This is a genomic window from Paramagnetospirillum magnetotacticum MS-1, assembly GCF_000829825.1.
Lineage (GTDB): Bacteria > Pseudomonadota > Alphaproteobacteria > Rhodospirillales > Magnetospirillaceae > Phaeospirillum > Phaeospirillum magnetotacticum.
The window spans coordinates 114,030-129,732 of the sequence record NZ_JXSL01000027.1 but is presented as its reverse complement, the minus strand read 5'-3'; the positions used below and the strand labels follow the sequence as shown (position 1 = coordinate 129,732).

Here is a 15,703-nt window from a genome sequence, read left to right as displayed (position 1 = left end):
TGCTCAATTGGTGGTGGACGGCAAAGGCTTGTCGAGATAGCCGCGCTTGGCGCGGCCTTGCTGGATAATCATGTCCAGCAGATCTTCGATGACCACGGCGTCCTGGGTGTATTGGATCTCGGCACCAGGCTTGAGCATCTGCTCGTCTCCGCCCGGCTTGAGTTCGATGAACTTGGCGCCCAACAGGCCGTCGGTATAGATCACCGCCGCCGTGTCGCTGGTCAGCGAGATGTCGTTGCGCAGACGAAGGGTCAGCACGGCGCGATAGCGTTCATCCAGGGACTGATCCACCACCCGGCCGACATTGGTGCCCGACAGGCGCACATTGCTGCCCACATTGATGCCGTCGGCGCGATTGAAACGGGCCTTCAGCACATAGCCGTCACCGCTTTCGGCGCTCTTGCCGCCGACCGCGAAAGCCAGAATCAGCAGCAGCGCGCCGACCAGCATCACGGCGCCGCCCGTCACGGTATCGCGATCTATGCGGCTGACCATGCCCCCATCCCCCCTCGGCTGACGATCAGGGCTGCCACGCCTCGTAATCGCCGGTGGCGCGGTCGCGCTTGCCGCCAGCCAAGTCGTGCCCAGGGGGCAGATAGGCCTCGGGCGAACCGGTCTTGTTGGACTGGTGCGGCTTCTGCCAGGGCTGGCGCGCCACGTCGGTCAGCGGCTTGTCCGAGGTATAGTGCAGCCAGGCGTGCCATTCAGGGGCAACGCGCGAAGCCTCGGCCTTGCCCTTATAGATGACCCAGCGCTTGGTGCGCCGTCCCTTGGCCGCAGAGCGCTCGGTATAATAGCGGTTGCCCTCGGCATCGGTTCCAACCAGCTTGCCCTTGGCCCAGGTGTAAAGCAGGGTGCCCAGCGTCGCCATCTCGATCCTCGCGAAACAAATGTCGGGCGGACTATAGGCAAAAGCCACCCTCCCCGTCCAGAGGGGTTGCGAAATTCCCGCCCATCGCGGCGAAAATGGCGGATTCCAGCCACGGGCACCACTAGCAGTGCCAAGTTTCGTCGATTTCAAACACAATATGATGTGAATGCTTGGTAAAGAATCGTTGACGCAACGGAGCCCCGTGACATAGGCTGCGTCTCTGTCGAGGGAAAACCACAAGATATTGTGGACGACACGGGAAATGGGGGGAGACGCGCCGAGATTCTGGCGCCTGCCGCCGTCTTTGTGTCCATCTCGATGGGATCGTCCAAGGGTCAGCGGAGCAGAGGGGCAAAAATGCGCGTCCAGCGTCACTACACCAAGTCCGGCGAAACCGCCTATGACGGAATCCAGTTCCGCAAGGCGACCAGCGAAATCCGCAACCCCGATGGGTCCGTGGTGTTCTCCGCCACCGATATCGAGGTCCCCGCCGACTGGTCGCAGGTGGCCTGCGACGTTCTGGCCCAGAAGTATTTCCGCAAGGCCGGTGTTCCCGCCAAGCTGAAGCGCGTCGCCGAAAAGGGCGTGCCCGATTGGCTGTGCCGTCACGAACCCGATTCCGAGGCGCTGGCCAAGCTGCCCGAGAAAGAGCGCATCGTCGGCGAGAAGAGCGCCAAGCAGGTGTTCGATCGCCTGGCTGGCACCTGGACCTATTGGGGCTGGAAGGGCGGCTATTTCAACGCCGAGGACGACGCGCGAGCCTTCCGCGACGAGATGGCCTGCATGCTGGCCCGCCAGATGGGCGCCCCCAATTCCCCGCAATGGTTCAATACCGGCCTGCACTGGGCCTATGGCATCGACGGCCCCGGCCAGGGCCATTCCTATGTGGACTTCAAGACCGGCAAGCTGGTCCGCTCCAAGTCCGCCTACGAACATCCCCAGCCCCATGCCTGCTTCATCCAGTCCATCGAGGACGATCTGGTCAATGAAGGCGGCATCATGGATCTGTGGGTGCGCGAGGCCCGCCTGTTCAAATACGGCTCGGGTACCGGCACCAATTTCTCGCGGCTGCGCGGCGAAGGCGAGAAGCTTTCGGGCGGCGGCCGTTCGTCCGGCCTGATGAGCTTCCTCAAGATCGGCGACCGCGCGGCGGGCGCCATCAAGTCGGGAGGCACCACGCGCCGCGCCGCCAAGATGGTGGTGGTCGACGTGGACCATCCCGATATCGAGAAGTTCATTTCCTGGAAGGTGCGCGAAGAGCAGAAGGTGGCCGCCCTGGTGGCCGGTTCGCGCCTGGCCGCCCGCTGCCTGACCGAAGTGATGGCCGCCTGCCGCGAATGGGACGGCCAGGACGGGGAAGCCCGCTTCGACCCCAAGATCAACAAGCGCCTGAAGAAGGCCATCATCGAGGGCCGCAAGTGCGAGATCCCCGAGAACTACATCCAGCGCGTCATCCAGTTCGCGCGCCAGGGCTATACCCAGATCGACTTCCCGGTGCTGGACACCGACTGGGATTCCGAGGCCTATCTCACCGTCTCGGGCCAGAATTCCAACAATTCGGTGCGCGTCGACAACGGCTTCCTCAATGCCGTGCTGCATGACAGCGACTGGAACCTGAAGCACCGCAATTCGACCAAGACCTCCAAGACCCTGAAGGCCCGCGACCTGTGGGAGCAGATCGGCGAGGCGGCCTGGGCCTGCGCCGATCCGGGCATCCAGTTCGATACCACCATCAATGAGTGGCACACTTGCCCCGAGTCCGGCCGCATCAACGCGTCCAATCCCTGCTCGGAATACATGTTCCTGGACGATACCGCCTGCAATCTGGCGTCCTTGAACCTGCTGTGCTTCAGGAATGACGACGGCTCCTTCGACGTCGAAGGCTTCCGCCACGCCTGCCGCCTGTGGACCATGGTGCTGGAAATCTCCGTGCTGATGGCCCAGTTCCCCTCGCCCAAGATCGCCGAACTGTCCTACGAGTTCCGCACCCTGGGCCTGGGTTACGCCAATGTGGGCGGCCTGTTGATGGCTGGCGGCATCCCCTATGACAGCGACAAGGGCCGCGCCCTGATCGGGGCCATCACCGCCCTGATGACCGGCGAGTCTTACGCCACCTCCGCCGACATGGCCGAGGAACTGGGCGCCTTCGAGGGTTTCGAGAAGAACCGCGCCGCCATGATGCGGGTCATCCGCAACCACCGCCGCGCCGCCCATGGCATGGGCACCGGCTATGAGGGCCTTTCGGTCATTCCGGTACCGCTGGACGCCGCCAATTGCCCAGACGCTCCCCTGCTGGCCGCGTCCCGTCAGGCTTGGGACGAGGCACTGGCCAAGGGCGAGAAGCATGGCTTCAGGAACGCCCAGGCCACCGTGGTCGCCCCCACCGGCACCATCGGCCTGGTGATGGATTGCGACACCACCGGCATCGAGCCCGACTTCGCCCTGGTGAAATTCAAGAAGCTGGCCGGCGGCGGCTACTTCAAGATCATCAACCGCATGGTGCCCGAGGCGCTGCGCACGCTGGGCTACAACGAAGGCGATATCGCCGAGATCATTCGCTATGCGGTCGGCCATGCGTCCTTGCGCGGCGCGCCGCACGTCAACCATGACAGCCTGAAGGCCAAGGGCTTTGACGACGCCACGCTGGACAAGATCGAAAGCCAGCTGGAAAGCGCTTTCGACATCAAGTTCGTGTTCAACAAATACGGCCTGGGCGAGCAGTTCTGCACCGAGACCTTGGGGATTCCTCAGGCCAAGTTGGACGACTACACCTTCGACATGCTGGCCTTCCTCGGCTTCTCGAAGGAGCAGATCGACGCCGCCAATACCTATGTCACCGGCGCCATGACCCTGGAAGGCGCGCCCTTCCTCAAGGACGAGCACCTGCCGGTGTTCGATTGCGCCAGCCCTTGCGGCCGTATCGGCAAGCGCTATCTGGGCGTCGACAGCCATATCCGCATGATGGCCGCCGCCCAGCCCTTCATCTCGGGCGCCATCTCCAAGACCATCAACATGGCCAACAGCGCGACCGTCGAGGATTGCAAGGAAGCCTATATGCTGTCCTGGCGTTTGGGCATCAAAGCCAACGCCCTGTACCGCGACGGTTCCAAGCTCAGCCAGCCGCTGCAGGCCTCCCTGCTCGACGATGCCGGTGAACTGGCCGACGATCTGGCCGACGCCTCCATGACGACGCGGACCGAGATCGTCGCCGAGCGCATGGTCGAGCGGGTGATCCAGCAGGTCCAGGCCCGGCGCAAGCTGCCCGACCGCCGCAAGGGCTATATCCAGAAGGCCATCGTCGGCGGCCACAAGGTCTATCTCCACACCGGCGAATACGAGGACGGCAAGCTGGGCGAGATCTTCATCGACATGCACAAGGAAGGCGCCGCCTTCCGGGCCATGATGAACAACTTCGCCATCGCCATCTCGGTGGGCCTGCAATACGGCGTGCCGCTGGAGGAATTCGTCGAGGCCTTCACGTTCACCCGCTTCGAACCCTCGGGCATGGTGGAAGGCAACGACACCATCAAGATGTCGTCCTCCATCCTGGACTACATCTTCCGTGAACTGGCCATCTCCTATCTGGGCCGCAACGATCTGGCCCATGTGGAGCCCGCCGATCTCACCCCCGACACGGTGGGTCGCGGCGCCCATGAGGGCCTGCCGGAAGCCGCCGTGGCGGCTGCGGCAGCCCAGCAATTGGCGGTGGTCGAGAAGGTGGCGTCCAGGGGCTATGTGCGCTCGTCCAACCTGCTGTTCATGACGCGGGGAAGCAGCGGGCCGACCTCGGTCTCCGCCGATATCTCGGGCGGCTCCATGCAGATTGCGGCCGCCGCCCAATCGGCGGTCAGCGTGGCGGTGAACGCCGAGGCGCTGATCCAGGAGTTCGACGCCCGCGCCGAACAGATCCGCACCGCGCGCATGAAGGGCTATGAAGGCGATGCCTGCCCCGAATGCGGCAACTTCACCCTGGTGCGCAACGGCACCTGCCTGAAATGCGACACTTGCGGCGGCACCACCGGCTGCTCGTAAAACGACAAAAGCGCGGATCCGAACTTAATCTCCTCGGTCCGCGCAACGAAGGGCTGGCTCACCCCCCGGGGAGCCAGCCCTATTTTTTTCAGGCGGCAAGGCCTGTTGATGAGTGCTCAACGGGCTGCGGGAAATCTCCGCTTACGCGAGCCGGGCTACCGCCCGAACCCGTTCGGAGGCATAGCCTCCGAACCTCCGGTTTCAATAAACGGAAGGGTTCGGGAGGCTTTGCCTCCCGATTGGGGGATCGGGGGCAAAAGCCCCCGAGTTGGGATTCGGTCTTATTCCGCCGCGAAGCGGGTGCGGGGCGCGGGCAGGACCATGGCGGGACGGGGAATGTCTTTCATCAGTCCGGGGCCGTTGACCATCTCGAAGCCGCCCTGGACCACGCCGCCGACGATCTTGCGGTGGCGTGCGCTCCACAGATAGCAGCCGATGCCATCCTTGGCGGTTTCCTGCTGAATGCGTTCCAGGACGGCGAGAAGCTGCTCGTCGCTCATCTTGTCCTCGGGCCGGAATTCCGACAGATCGAGCCCGACCATGGACACGCCGATCTCGGCGGCGACCGAGGTCCGCGCCGCCGACAGCCGAGTCCGCACCAGAACCTCGCGGCACAGAGTGCTGGCGAAGGACACCACGGATTCCAGTTCAGGCGTAGTGGTGCCGTCGGGAATATGGAAGATCTCGATGACCAGCCGGGTATTGCGGGTTTCCTGGGTGAGGTCGGACAGGGCGAAAATCACGGAATTGCGCTGATCCGATGCCAGGGACTGCCAGGACAAGGGCAGGATCACCGATGGCTGGGGCACCCCTTCGGGCGCAATACGCGCCGCGTTGCGGATATCGCGCACCGCCGAATTGACCACGAAACGGTCAAGGGCCAAAGCGGTGGCCACGTCACCTTCGGGATAGGCACGGCACCCCTCGATGGGTTCGTCGTTCTCGCGGTCACGGCGCACCACACGGGCACCATAGGCCGAGATGGACTCACCCATGGCCACCCAGGTGGGACGCCACAACAAGGACAGGCTGGCGCCCGGAGGAATCGGGCCGACGATGCTGGGATCGAGATAGGCGGCCGGTTTCTTGACGCCGGTGCCCTCGATGGTTTCCCACTTCATGTCGTCGCGGCGGACCTCGGCGCGGCGATCGAGGCTGGCCCATCCTTTGAGCGGATCGTTGACGCCGGGACCCGCCGGAGCCGGGGCGCAGGGCAGATAAGGTAGACCGCTGGTCGAGACATAGGCCCGGACCTCGGCCACCGCGCGATTGATCCGGGTCACGTTGAACTCGCCATCCTCGCCCACCGCCTCGGCGACGGAAATTTCGGCGGCAACGGCCACCGGACGATCCTCGGCGCCCTGCTGATGTCCATAAAGGAAGCGCCCCAGTTCCTCGACAACGCTGATGGTGCGGCGCCGGGCCTCGTCGGGACTGACCTCGGGAAAGGCCAAAATCCAGCAATCCTCGCCATCACGGCAGAAAGTATTGCCGCGGCCGATATTCCGGCGCACCACCTGATCGACGATGATCGCCACCTTGTCGGCAAGGCGCGGCCATTTCTCGCCCACCGAATCGCGGTACTCGCTTAAAGAGACCACATGCAGCTTGGCCTTGATCTCGGGATTGCGGGCGAGCATCTGCTCCAGCCACTCAGCCGCCGATTCCACCGTGGAACGCGCGGTCGGCCGGGGAACCTTGCCCGCCACGGCAGTCGCCGGTGCGGGCTTGTCATCATCCCAAAGCGTCTTCAGCGACTGCGCCAGACGCGCCCAAACATTTCCCTTCGAGGCAGACATTTCGCCCTCCCGCCTCTCGTCCAATCCCGCTTAAAAGTATAGCGGAATATACTTAGTCCGCCAAGAAGCAAACTTTGCCGATGATTTTCGCCATATTTATCGCTGGATTGTAACAACCAGGGGACAACGCCATACGGGATGGCGAATACCTGCAACCAACATGGCGGGGAAGATTTGCATATACATTTGCATCGCCTTGGCCATTTACAAGGGGTCAGGGCGGACGGTCTCAGCACTTCAGGCGTAAATGTCGATGACGGTCCCCCGCCCCCCCGACGTCTGCGGTCTGTTCACGCTGGTGTAGTTACGCGCGGCAGCCGCGTCGGCATCGCTGAAACACAGCTGCCCATTGACGGTGCGCGGGTATTGCGATGACGGGCTGGCCTGCTTGGAGGCCGAGACGGCTTGCTGATCGGCTTTCAGATCGACGAAGTTACGTGCCGCGGCGACCTCGGCGGCGCTGAAGCACAAGATGCCATTGACCAGAACGGGATAGCTGGTCTGCGTGGTGACAAGGGATGATGTAACGGAGACGGACATGACGTCCTCCCCCCAATTACTTCAGGTCCCCATCATACCACGAATCGCCGGATCAAGCGATTGCCTCACAGACCGTGATACTGCTTGTACCACTCGATGAAGCGGGGCACGCCGACGCTGATGGGGGTGGTGGGGGCAAAGCCCACGTCACGCTGGATGGCCGAAATATCGGCGTAGGTTTCCTTGACGTCACCCGGCTGCATGGGGTGGAAGTCATAGCTGGCCTTGCGCCCCAGCGAGCTTTCCACCAGCCCGATGAAGTCCATCAGCTTTTCGGAATTGTTGTTGCCGATATTGTAAAGGCGATACGGCGGAGCCTGGCCGTCATCGGCGGGCGGATTGTCGAGGACCCCCACCACGCCCGAGACGATATCGTCGATATAGGTGAAGTCGCGGCGCATATCGCCGTTGTTGAACACCTTGATGGGCTTCCCGGCGACGATGGCGTCGGCGAAGAGATAGGCGGCCATGTCGGGACGGCCCCAGGGGCCATAGACCGTGAAGAAGCGCAGACCCGTGGTGGGAACGCGGAACAGATGGCTGTAGGAATGGCTCATCAGTTCGCCCGAGCGCTTGGACGCGGCATAAAGCGAGATGGGCGTATCCACCCGATCTTCCACCGAAAACGGCAGCTTGGTATTGGCGCCATAGACCGAGGACGAACTGGCATAGACGAAATGGCGGCATTTGGGATTGGCGCGCGCCATCTCCAGCATCACCAGATGGCCTTCGATATTGGAGTGGGTGTAGTCGAAGGGGGCGGTCAGCGAATGGCGCACCCCCGCCTGGGCCGCCAGATTGATATAGGCCGTCACCTCGGGATGGGACCGCGCCACCTCTTCCATTGCGGACCGGTCGGCGATGTCTGCCTGGACGAAGGAGAAGCCCTCGTGCTTGCGCAGATGCTCGAGCCGGGTGTGCTTCAGCCGCACGTCGTAATAGGGGCTGAGGCAATCAACGCCAAGAACGCGCTGGCCCCGCGCCAACAGACGAAGGCTGGCGTGATATCCGATAAATCCGGCAGCGCCGGTAACGAGGACGGTCATCCTTGGAACCCTTCTGACACAGGCGCTTTCATATAGCTTGATCGCGAGGGGAAATCATCCCCCGTATTTCGTCACCGAACCGCAATATCCTTGCCCCGAATCAGGCCGCCCATTGCATTCCTTGCTATTTTGGCAGGCCCTCTTTCACCCGGAAGCTTCGACAATTACCTACATTGCATGGGCCGCCGTTGGGAAAGATCGCCATGACCGCCGCCGCCAGCGTCACGCTTGACGATAAATATGTCCAGGATCAGGGCCGTCTCTATCTGTCGGGCATTCAGGCGCTGGTCAAACTGCCCATGCTGCAGCATCTGCGCGATCAGGCCGCGGGTCTGAATACCGGTGGCTTCATCTCCGGCTATCGCGGCTCGCCTCTGGGCGGGCTGGACAAGGAATTGTGGCGGGCCGCCGCCCATCTGGAACGCCACTCCGTGCGTTTTCAGCCCGGCCTTAACGAGGATCTAGCCGCCACCTCCATCTGGGGCACCCAGCAGATCGGCCTGTTCCAAGGGCCCACCCATGACGGCGTCTTCGCCATGTGGTACGGCAAGGGACCGGGCCTGGACCGCAGCATCGATGTGTTCAAGCACGCCAATTCCGCAGGCACCGCACCCCATGGCGGGGTTCTGGTGCTGGCTGGCGACGACCACGGCGCCAAATCGTCCACCCTGGCGCACCAAAGCGAACAGGTCTTCATGGCGGCCCAGATCCCGGTACTCAATCCAGCAGGCGTGCAGGAGGTGCTGGATTTCGGCCTGTTCGGCTGGGCGCTATCGCGCTTTTCCGGCCTGTGGGTGGGTATGAAGGCCATTTCCGAAACGGTGGAAAGCTCGGCCTCGGTCAATGTCGATCCCTGGCGCCAGATCTTCGTCACCCCGGAAGATTTCAAGATGCCACCGGGCGGGCTCAACATCCGCTGGCCCGACAAATTCCTGGAGCAGGAATTGCGGCTGATGGCGCATCGCATCCCGGCTGCACTGGCCTTCGCCAAAGCCAACCGCATCGACCGGACCATCATCGATTCGCCCCGTCCCCGTTTCGGCATCGTCACCACGGGAAAGTCCTATCTGGACGTCATGCAGGCCCTGGCCGATCTGGGGCTGGATGAGCGCCACGCCGCCGAGATCGGCATCCGGCTGTACAAGGTGGGCATGAGCTGGCCCCTGGAGCCTTCGGGCATCCGCGCCTTCGCCGAGGGCCTGGACGAGATCCTGGTGGTGGAGGAAAAGCGCGCCGTCATCGAGGAGCAGCTCAAGGCCCAGCTTTACAACTGGCGCGAAGATGTCCGCCCCCGCGTCATCGGCGAGCACGGCGAGGGTGGCGAATGGGTCTTGCCCCCCTATGGCGAATTGACTCCGGCCATGATCGCCCGCGTCATCGCGGCGCGCATCGGCCGCTTCTATACCTCGCTGCGGGTCAAGGAGCGCCTCGATTTCCTCGACGACAAGGAGCGGCGCCTGGCGGAGATTCCCCAAGGCTTCACCCGCATTCCCTATTTCTGCGCAGGCTGCCCCCACAACACATCCACCAACCTGCCCGAGGGCAGTCAGGCCATGGCCGGTATCGGCTGTCACTTCATGGCCACCTGGATGGACCGTGAGACCTTGACCTTCACCCATATGGGGGGCGAGGGCGCCACCTGGATCGGCCAGGCTCCCTTCACCACCCGTACCCATATGTTTCAGAATCTGGGTGACGGTACCTATACCCATTCGGGCTCCCTGGCCATCCGCGCCGCCCTGGCCGCCAAGAGCAACATCACCTACAAAATCCTCTACAACGACGCCGTGGCCATGACTGGCGGCCAGACCGCCGAATCGGGGTTCTCGGTAGCCGCCATGGCCGCCCAGGTCCGCGCCGAGGGAGTGAGCCGCATCGCCGTGGTCTCCGACGATCCCGGCAAATACCCGGCCGGATGCTTCCCCCCCGGCACCACCATCCACCACCGTGACGGCTTGGACGCCCTGCAACGGACCTTGCGTGAAGAGGAAGGCGTCAGCGTCCTGATCTACGACCAGACCTGCGCCGCCGAAAAGCGCCGCCGCAGAAAGCGCGGCCTGATGCCCGACCCGGATGAGCGCATCTTCATCAACGAAAAAGTCTGCGAAGGCTGCGGCGATTGCGGCGTGCAATCCAATTGCGTGGCGGTTGTCCCGGTGGAGACCGAATGGGGCCGTAAACGCGCCATCGACCAGTCGTCGTGCAACAAGGACTTTTCCTGCGTGAAGGGCTTCTGCCCCAGCTTCGTCTCAGTCAAGGGCGCCCAGATTCGCCGGGCTCGAGGACGGGGGGATGCCGACATCTCCGCCCTGCCCCCTCCCGTCCTGCCCGCAAGCACCGAACCCTACGGCATCATCGTCACCGGCATCGGCGGAACCGGCGTGGTGACCGTGGCCGAGGTGCTGGGCATGGCCGCCCATCTGGAGGGCAAGGGCGTCACCTCGCTCGACCAGACGGGACTGGCCCAGAAGAACGGCGCGGTGATGAGCCATGTGCGCATCTGTGACGACCCCGAGAAACTGCATGCCGTGCGCATCGCCGCGGGACAGGCCCGCTTGCTCTTGGCTTGCGACATGGTCGTCGCCGCGGGCTTCGACACCTTGGCGAAGTTGAAGCCCCACGGCTCCTTCGCCGTGGTCAACCGCCACGAATCCATGCCCGCCACCTTCACCCATGCCCCCGACCTCAATTTCCCGGCCCGCGGCATGGAGGACACCATCAAGGAGCAGGTGGGCGGCGATGCGGAATTCATCGAAGCCACCCGCCTTGCGACCACGCTGTTGGGCGACGCCCTGGCAACCAATATGTTCCTGGTGGGCTATGCCTGGCAGAAGGGGCGCATACCCCTGGCCGAGGCGTCCATTCTGCGCGCCGTGGAACTGAACGGCGCCATGGTGGCGTTCAATATCCAGGCCTTTCTGTGGGGCCGCCTTGCCGCCCATTCCCCCTCGGAAGTCGAACGCATCGCCGCGCCGCCGGTGGGCGCCAATGACCACCGCCGCCTGTCACAGGGACTGGACGAACTGATCAATCGCCGCGTCGTCCATCTGACCGGCTATCAGAACGCCGCCTGGGCGTCCCGCTACCGCGCCCTGGTGGACCGGGTCAGGGCGGCCGAAAGCGCCGCCCTGCCCGGCTCGGAGAGCCTGACCGAGGCGGTGGCCCGTTCCCTGGCCAAACTGATGAGCTACAAGGACGAATACGAGGTGGCGCGGCTCTATTGCGACCCCGCCTTCGCCGCATCGCTGAAGGAGCAGTTCGAGGACTGGAAGGGTCTGGAGATCCATCTGGCGCCCCCCTTCATGGGCATGGAGAAACGCCGCTTCGGCCCCTGGGTGTTGCGCCTGATGCCGCTGCTAACCCGGCTTAAGGGATTGCGCGGCACCATTTTCGACCCGTTCGGCCGCACCAGCGAGCGCAAGTTGGAACGCAGGCTGATCGGTGAGTTCGAGATAGCGGTAGAGACCATTCTGGCCCATCTCACCCCCGCCACCCATGCCCTGGCGGTGGAGATCGCCTCGGCGCCCCGCCGTATTCGCGGCTTTGGTCCCATCAAGCTGAAAGCCGCCGCCGAAGTGAGGACACAGATGACGGAAATGCTGCACCGCCTCCAATCACCCCATGATGACAAGCGAGCAGCGGAATAGGCCTTGATTCGCACTCGATGGCAGGTTTGACTTGCCCCATGAGCGAAATCGAAGACCTCGATCTGGAATTCGCCGATCTTCCCGAGCATGCGGCGGTCATCGAGACCCTGTGGCAAGAGGCGGGCCTTGCCCGCCGCTATGGCGACACCGAAACGGCGCTGAGTGCCTATCGCCGTATCATCGCGCTTGATCCCATCAATACCGAGGCGCCGCTGGCCGCCGCCCAGACCTGCCGGTTGGCCGGACGGCCCCGCGATTCCTTACTGTTCTGCCTGGACCTGCTGGAGATGGATCGCCAGCATATGGGATGCCGCCTGGAACTGGCCGAGGCCCTGCGCCAGATCGGCCAGCCCGAAGAAGCCCACGCCATCATCGATATCTTGCTGATGGAACGCCCCGATTCCGTCCAGGTATGGTGCGGCCTGGCCCAGTTGCTTTGCGATGAGGGACGCTTGGCCGGTGCCGAACTCTCGCTCCGCCGTGCCCTTGGCCTCCATCCGGGCTTCGGTCCCGCCTGGGCCACCCTGGGCGGGGTCCTGGCCCGCATGGGCGAAAGCGATGCGGCCCTGGACGCCTTTCACGCCGCCATCATCTTGGAGCCCGATCAGGTCTCCCATCAGGTTCATCTGGCCGAGGCGCTGATGGATCTGAACCGGATCGACGAAGCCGCCGCCCATATCGGGCGCGCCCTGGCCCTGGACGAGGAGGATCCGTCCGCCCGCTTGGCCCGCGCACGATTGTCCATGCTGAACGGTCATCTGGCCACATCCTGGCAGGACGCCCAATGGCGCCACCGGCGACCCGGCTTCGCCCGCCCGCTGCTCCCCGCCGATCCGTGGGAGGGCGAGGATCTCAGCGGAACCCATCTTCTACTTCACGCCGAATCCGGGCTGTCCGACAGCCTGATAATGGCGCGCTTCATCCCCATCCTGGCCCGAAGCTGCGCCGCCATCACCTTACAGGTTCAGCCGGAATTGATCCCGTTGCTGGAAACCCTGCCCGGCGTGACGCGGGCTCTGCCCCTGGGCCAGGCCCTGCCCGACGGATTTACCGCCGATTACGCAACATCCCTGGATGACCTTCCCCTTCTGATGGGCGTGGAACTGCGCACCATCCCGGCCGAGCCCTATCTGCCGCCGCCGCCCGACCGCATCCGCCATATCCGGGTTCCCCCCTCCACCCTGGTTAAGGTGGGCATCGCCTGGGCGGGCGAGCGACCGGAAGACGGATTGCCCTTCGCCCATGTGCTGGAACTGGCCACCCTGCCAGGCAGCCTGCTGTTCTCGCTGGAGACCGGACCGCGATCCGCCGAGGCGCGGGAACAGGCTCTGCCCGCCCTGATCACCGACCTCTCGCCCACCATTGCCGATTTCGCCGATCTGGCCGGACGCATTTCCGAGATGGATATGGTGATCGCCGCCGACGGCCCCGCCGCCCATCTGGCCGCCGCCATGGGCAAGCCGGTTCTGATGATGCTGCCCCATGCCGCCCATGCCCGCTGGATGCGCAGGAGAGATGATTCGCCCTGGTACCCCGCGATGACGCTGCTGCGCCAACCCGCCCCAGGCCAGTGGGACGCGCCCCTGGCCGCGGCCCGCCAGCGCATGGAGGATCTGATCCGCTCGACCGCCGAGCAGAACGACCGGCAGCGCCGAGGCGCCATGGGCCGCGACGCGGCCATGAACGCCTTCCTGGCCGCCCATCTCGCGTCGGGAGACCTGCTGGTGGATGTTGGCGGCGGCAATGGCGACCATATCTTGCAGGCCATGGAGCATTGCCCCGATCTGCTGGTCATCACCCTGGAACCCTCACCCTCGGAAGCCGACATGCTGCGCGACAGCTTCGCCATCTCCGGGCTGGAGGAACAGGTGGAGGTGCTTACCGCCGCCGCCGGATCTGGCGAAGGCCACGTCCTGGCCGCCCGCGCCCCCCATGGCGGCGGTACCCGCGTCTTCGCCCTGCCCGACTGGGTGCCCGCCGCCACGCCCATGCGGCCCATCGCAGCCCTGCTGGACGAGCGGCCCCATCTGGCGTCGTGCCGGGTGGTTCTCCGCCTGGACCAGACAGGCTGGGAAGACGACATCATCGCAGGAACCGGCTCGCGCCCCGCAGTGGTGATCCTGGAGCATTGCGACGGCGCCCGGGCAACCCGGATGCTGGCCGAGGCCGGATACGGGCTGTGGCGCTTTCCCGAGGAAACGGCCAGCGGCGCCCTGGTGCCTTTCGCGGGCGAGGCGGGACCGGTCCTGGCGCTGGCCCCCGGCATCGCACCCGCCTCCCATTACGGGCGCGACAGCCTGCCGCCCTCACCCGCCTTGGTCGAGGCCGCGGCGGGTCGCGCGGTCGAACTATCCGCTCCCGCCCCCTCCCTGCAATCCCAAGATCGTGTCAACGAGGCCGCCCATCTGTATGAACAGGCCCTGTCCGTGGACCCGTTCTGCGGCATGGCCAATGCCAATCTGGCGGTCCTGCAACACATGGCTGGCCGATCAGACGCCGCCATTGCAGGGTTTACCCGCGCCCTGGGCCAGTCCCGTAATCCCGCCATCATGGCCAATCTGGCCGGGGTCATGCGCCAGATGGGACGTCTCGGCGAGGCAAATTCCCTGCTGGCCGAAGCCCTGGAGCGCCAGGGAGAAAGCGCCGAACTGGTCTTCGACCTTGCCATGCTGCGCCGTGACCAGGGCCGCCTGATCGAGGCAGAAACCCTGATGCGCAAAGCCCGCCTTCTGGCCCCCGAGCGCCCCGGAGTGGATTGGGCTTTGGCTCAGATTCTCTTGGGATCGGGCAATTTGGCCGAGGGGCTGCCCCTGATGGCCCATCGCCCCATTCCTCCCAGCCGGGCGCCCCTTCTTCCCCAATGGGATGGCGGTGATGTGGTGGCGGTTTCCGTGCTGGTCGAAGTGACGCCGGATGTGGGCGATGCCCTGCTTTTGGCCCGATTCCTGCCCATGCTGGCGGCGCGCGGCGCCCTGGTCACCGTGTCCTGCCCCGATGAACTCGTCGCGCTGTTGGCCGATCAGGCCGGGATCGAACAGGTGATTGGCGAAGACGACCCGCTGCCCGATTGCCAGATGCGGGTCAGCCTGGCGGCCCTGCCCAGCCTGCTGGGAAGTGGCGCCGATCTGGCCAGTCCCTCGGCTGGCTATCTGTTGGCCGGGCGCGGCCGCCGCTCCTTGCGTGACAACCGGCTGCGGGTGGGGCTGACCTGGGGACGCGGCCGCGGCACGGTCCACCGCGCCGGTCTGGCCTGCTCGCTCGGCCATATGTTGAGCCTGGGCATGGACCCGGCCATTTCGCTTCTGGCCCTGGCCGAGGAAGACGACCTGGACCATATCGCATCGGAAGGCATCGACGCCCTGATCGAGCGCCCGACCCCTCAGCCCGCTGATCTGGCCGAAATGGCTGGCCTGATTTCAGGGCTCGACGTGGTGGTGGGCGGCGATACCGCCCAGCTTCACCTGGCTGCCGCCCTGGGTAAGCCTGTCCTGGCGCTGCTGCCCCACGGCTTCGACTGGCGCTGGCCGCCTGAGCGCGAAGACAGCCCGTGGTACGCCTCGGTCAGGGTGTTCCGGCCCGACCCGGCCGGAGGCTGGCGCCCCCCCTTACGGCGGGTGGCGGCGGCCCTGTCCATCATGGCGGAGAAGAAGGCGCATCTATAGGCCAGCTTTGTCATCCCGAGCGAAGTCGAGGGATCTCCGTCTGGGACGCTGATTCCAAGCTGGAAATGCCGTTCCAGGATGAGATCCCTCGCGTGCGCTCGGGATG

8 protein-coding genes are annotated in these 15,703 nt (G+C 64.6%); 3 read left to right on the top strand and 5 right to left on the bottom strand.

Annotated elements, in window-relative coordinates:
• Positions 1-3 precede the first annotated feature (3 nt).
• Positions 4-495, bottom strand: coding sequence for an outer membrane lipid asymmetry maintenance protein MlaD (gene mlaD / locus CCC_RS09285; protein ID WP_009867644.1), 492 nt, complete (start codon positions 493-495; stop codon positions 4-6).
• 25 nt (positions 496-520) lie between these two features.
• Entirely contained in the window at positions 521-871 is a 351-nt protein-coding gene (locus CCC_RS09280) for an NADH:ubiquinone oxidoreductase subunit NDUFA12 (protein WP_009867645.1), read from the bottom strand.
• A gap of 357 nt (positions 872-1,228) precedes the next feature.
• On the opposite strand from CCC_RS09280, the gene CCC_RS09275 reads away from it, so the two are divergent.
• The gene (locus tag CCC_RS09275) at positions 1,229-4,903 is read left to right on the top strand and encodes a vitamin B12-dependent ribonucleotide reductase (protein WP_009867646.1); all 3,675 of its coding nucleotides are present in this window, start codon (positions 1,229-1,231) and stop codon (positions 4,901-4,903) included.
• 281 nt (positions 4,904-5,184) lie between these two features.
• On the opposite strand, the gene CCC_RS09270 is transcribed toward CCC_RS09275, so the two are convergent.
• The 3 genes from CCC_RS09270 to CCC_RS09260 all read right to left on the bottom strand — a co-directional run bounded on the left by CCC_RS09270 (position 5,185) and on the right by CCC_RS09260 (position 8,288).
• A complete protein-coding gene (locus CCC_RS09270; RefSeq protein ID WP_041040985.1) occupies positions 5,185-6,702 on the bottom strand; it encodes a hypothetical protein in 1,518 nt (505 codons plus the stop codon).
• A gap of 237 nt (positions 6,703-6,939) precedes the next feature.
• On the bottom strand, positions 6,940-7,242 hold the full coding sequence (locus CCC_RS09265; RefSeq protein ID WP_041040983.1) for a hypothetical protein: 303 nt from the start codon (positions 7,240-7,242) through the stop codon (positions 6,940-6,942).
• 65 nt (positions 7,243-7,307) lie between these two features.
• On the bottom strand, positions 7,308-8,288 hold the full coding sequence (locus CCC_RS09260) for an NAD-dependent epimerase/dehydratase family protein (RefSeq protein WP_009867221.1): 981 nt from the start codon (positions 8,286-8,288) through the stop codon (positions 7,308-7,310).
• Positions 8,289-8,476: 188 nt separating this feature from the next.
• Between CCC_RS09260 and CCC_RS09255 the strand changes: the two genes are divergently transcribed.
• Together CCC_RS09255 and CCC_RS09250 are read left to right on the top strand one after the other, a co-directional pair.
• Positions 8,477-11,935 (top strand): indolepyruvate ferredoxin oxidoreductase family protein, encoded by a 3,459-nt coding sequence (locus tag CCC_RS09255; RefSeq protein WP_269078875.1) that lies wholly within the window; start codon positions 8,477-8,479, stop codon positions 11,933-11,935.
• Between the two features lie 38 nt (positions 11,936-11,973).
• The gene (locus tag CCC_RS09250; RefSeq protein ID WP_009867737.1) at positions 11,974-15,597 is read left to right on the top strand and encodes a tetratricopeptide repeat protein; all 3,624 of its coding nucleotides are present in this window, start codon (positions 11,974-11,976) and stop codon (positions 15,595-15,597) included.
• The last annotated feature ends 106 nt before the right edge of the window (positions 15,598-15,703 follow it).

What these genes read in the sequence shown, in the direction of transcription:
- mlaD (WP_009867644.1), bottom strand. Translation starts at nt 495, where the DNA reads ATGGTCAGCCGCATAGATCGCGATACCGTGACGGGCGGCGCCGTGATG.
- CCC_RS09280 (WP_009867645.1), bottom strand. Translation starts at nt 871, where the DNA reads ATGGCGACGCTGGGCACCCTGCTTTACACCTGGGCCAAGGGCAAGCTG.
- CCC_RS09275 (WP_009867646.1), top strand. Translation starts at nt 1,229, where the DNA reads ATGCGCGTCCAGCGTCACTACACCAAGTCCGGCGAAACCGCCTATGAC.
- CCC_RS09270 (WP_041040985.1), bottom strand. Translation starts at nt 6,702, where the DNA reads ATGTCTGCCTCGAAGGGAAATGTTTGGGCGCGTCTGGCGCAGTCGCTG.
- CCC_RS09265 (WP_041040983.1), bottom strand. Translation starts at nt 7,242, where the DNA reads ATGTCCGTCTCCGTTACATCATCCCTTGTCACCACGCAGACCAGCTAT.
- CCC_RS09260 (WP_009867221.1), bottom strand. Translation starts at nt 8,288, where the DNA reads ATGACCGTCCTCGTTACCGGCGCTGCCGGATTTATCGGATATCACGCC.
- CCC_RS09250 (WP_009867737.1), top strand. Translation starts at nt 11,974, where the DNA reads ATGAGCGAAATCGAAGACCTCGATCTGGAATTCGCCGATCTTCCCGAG.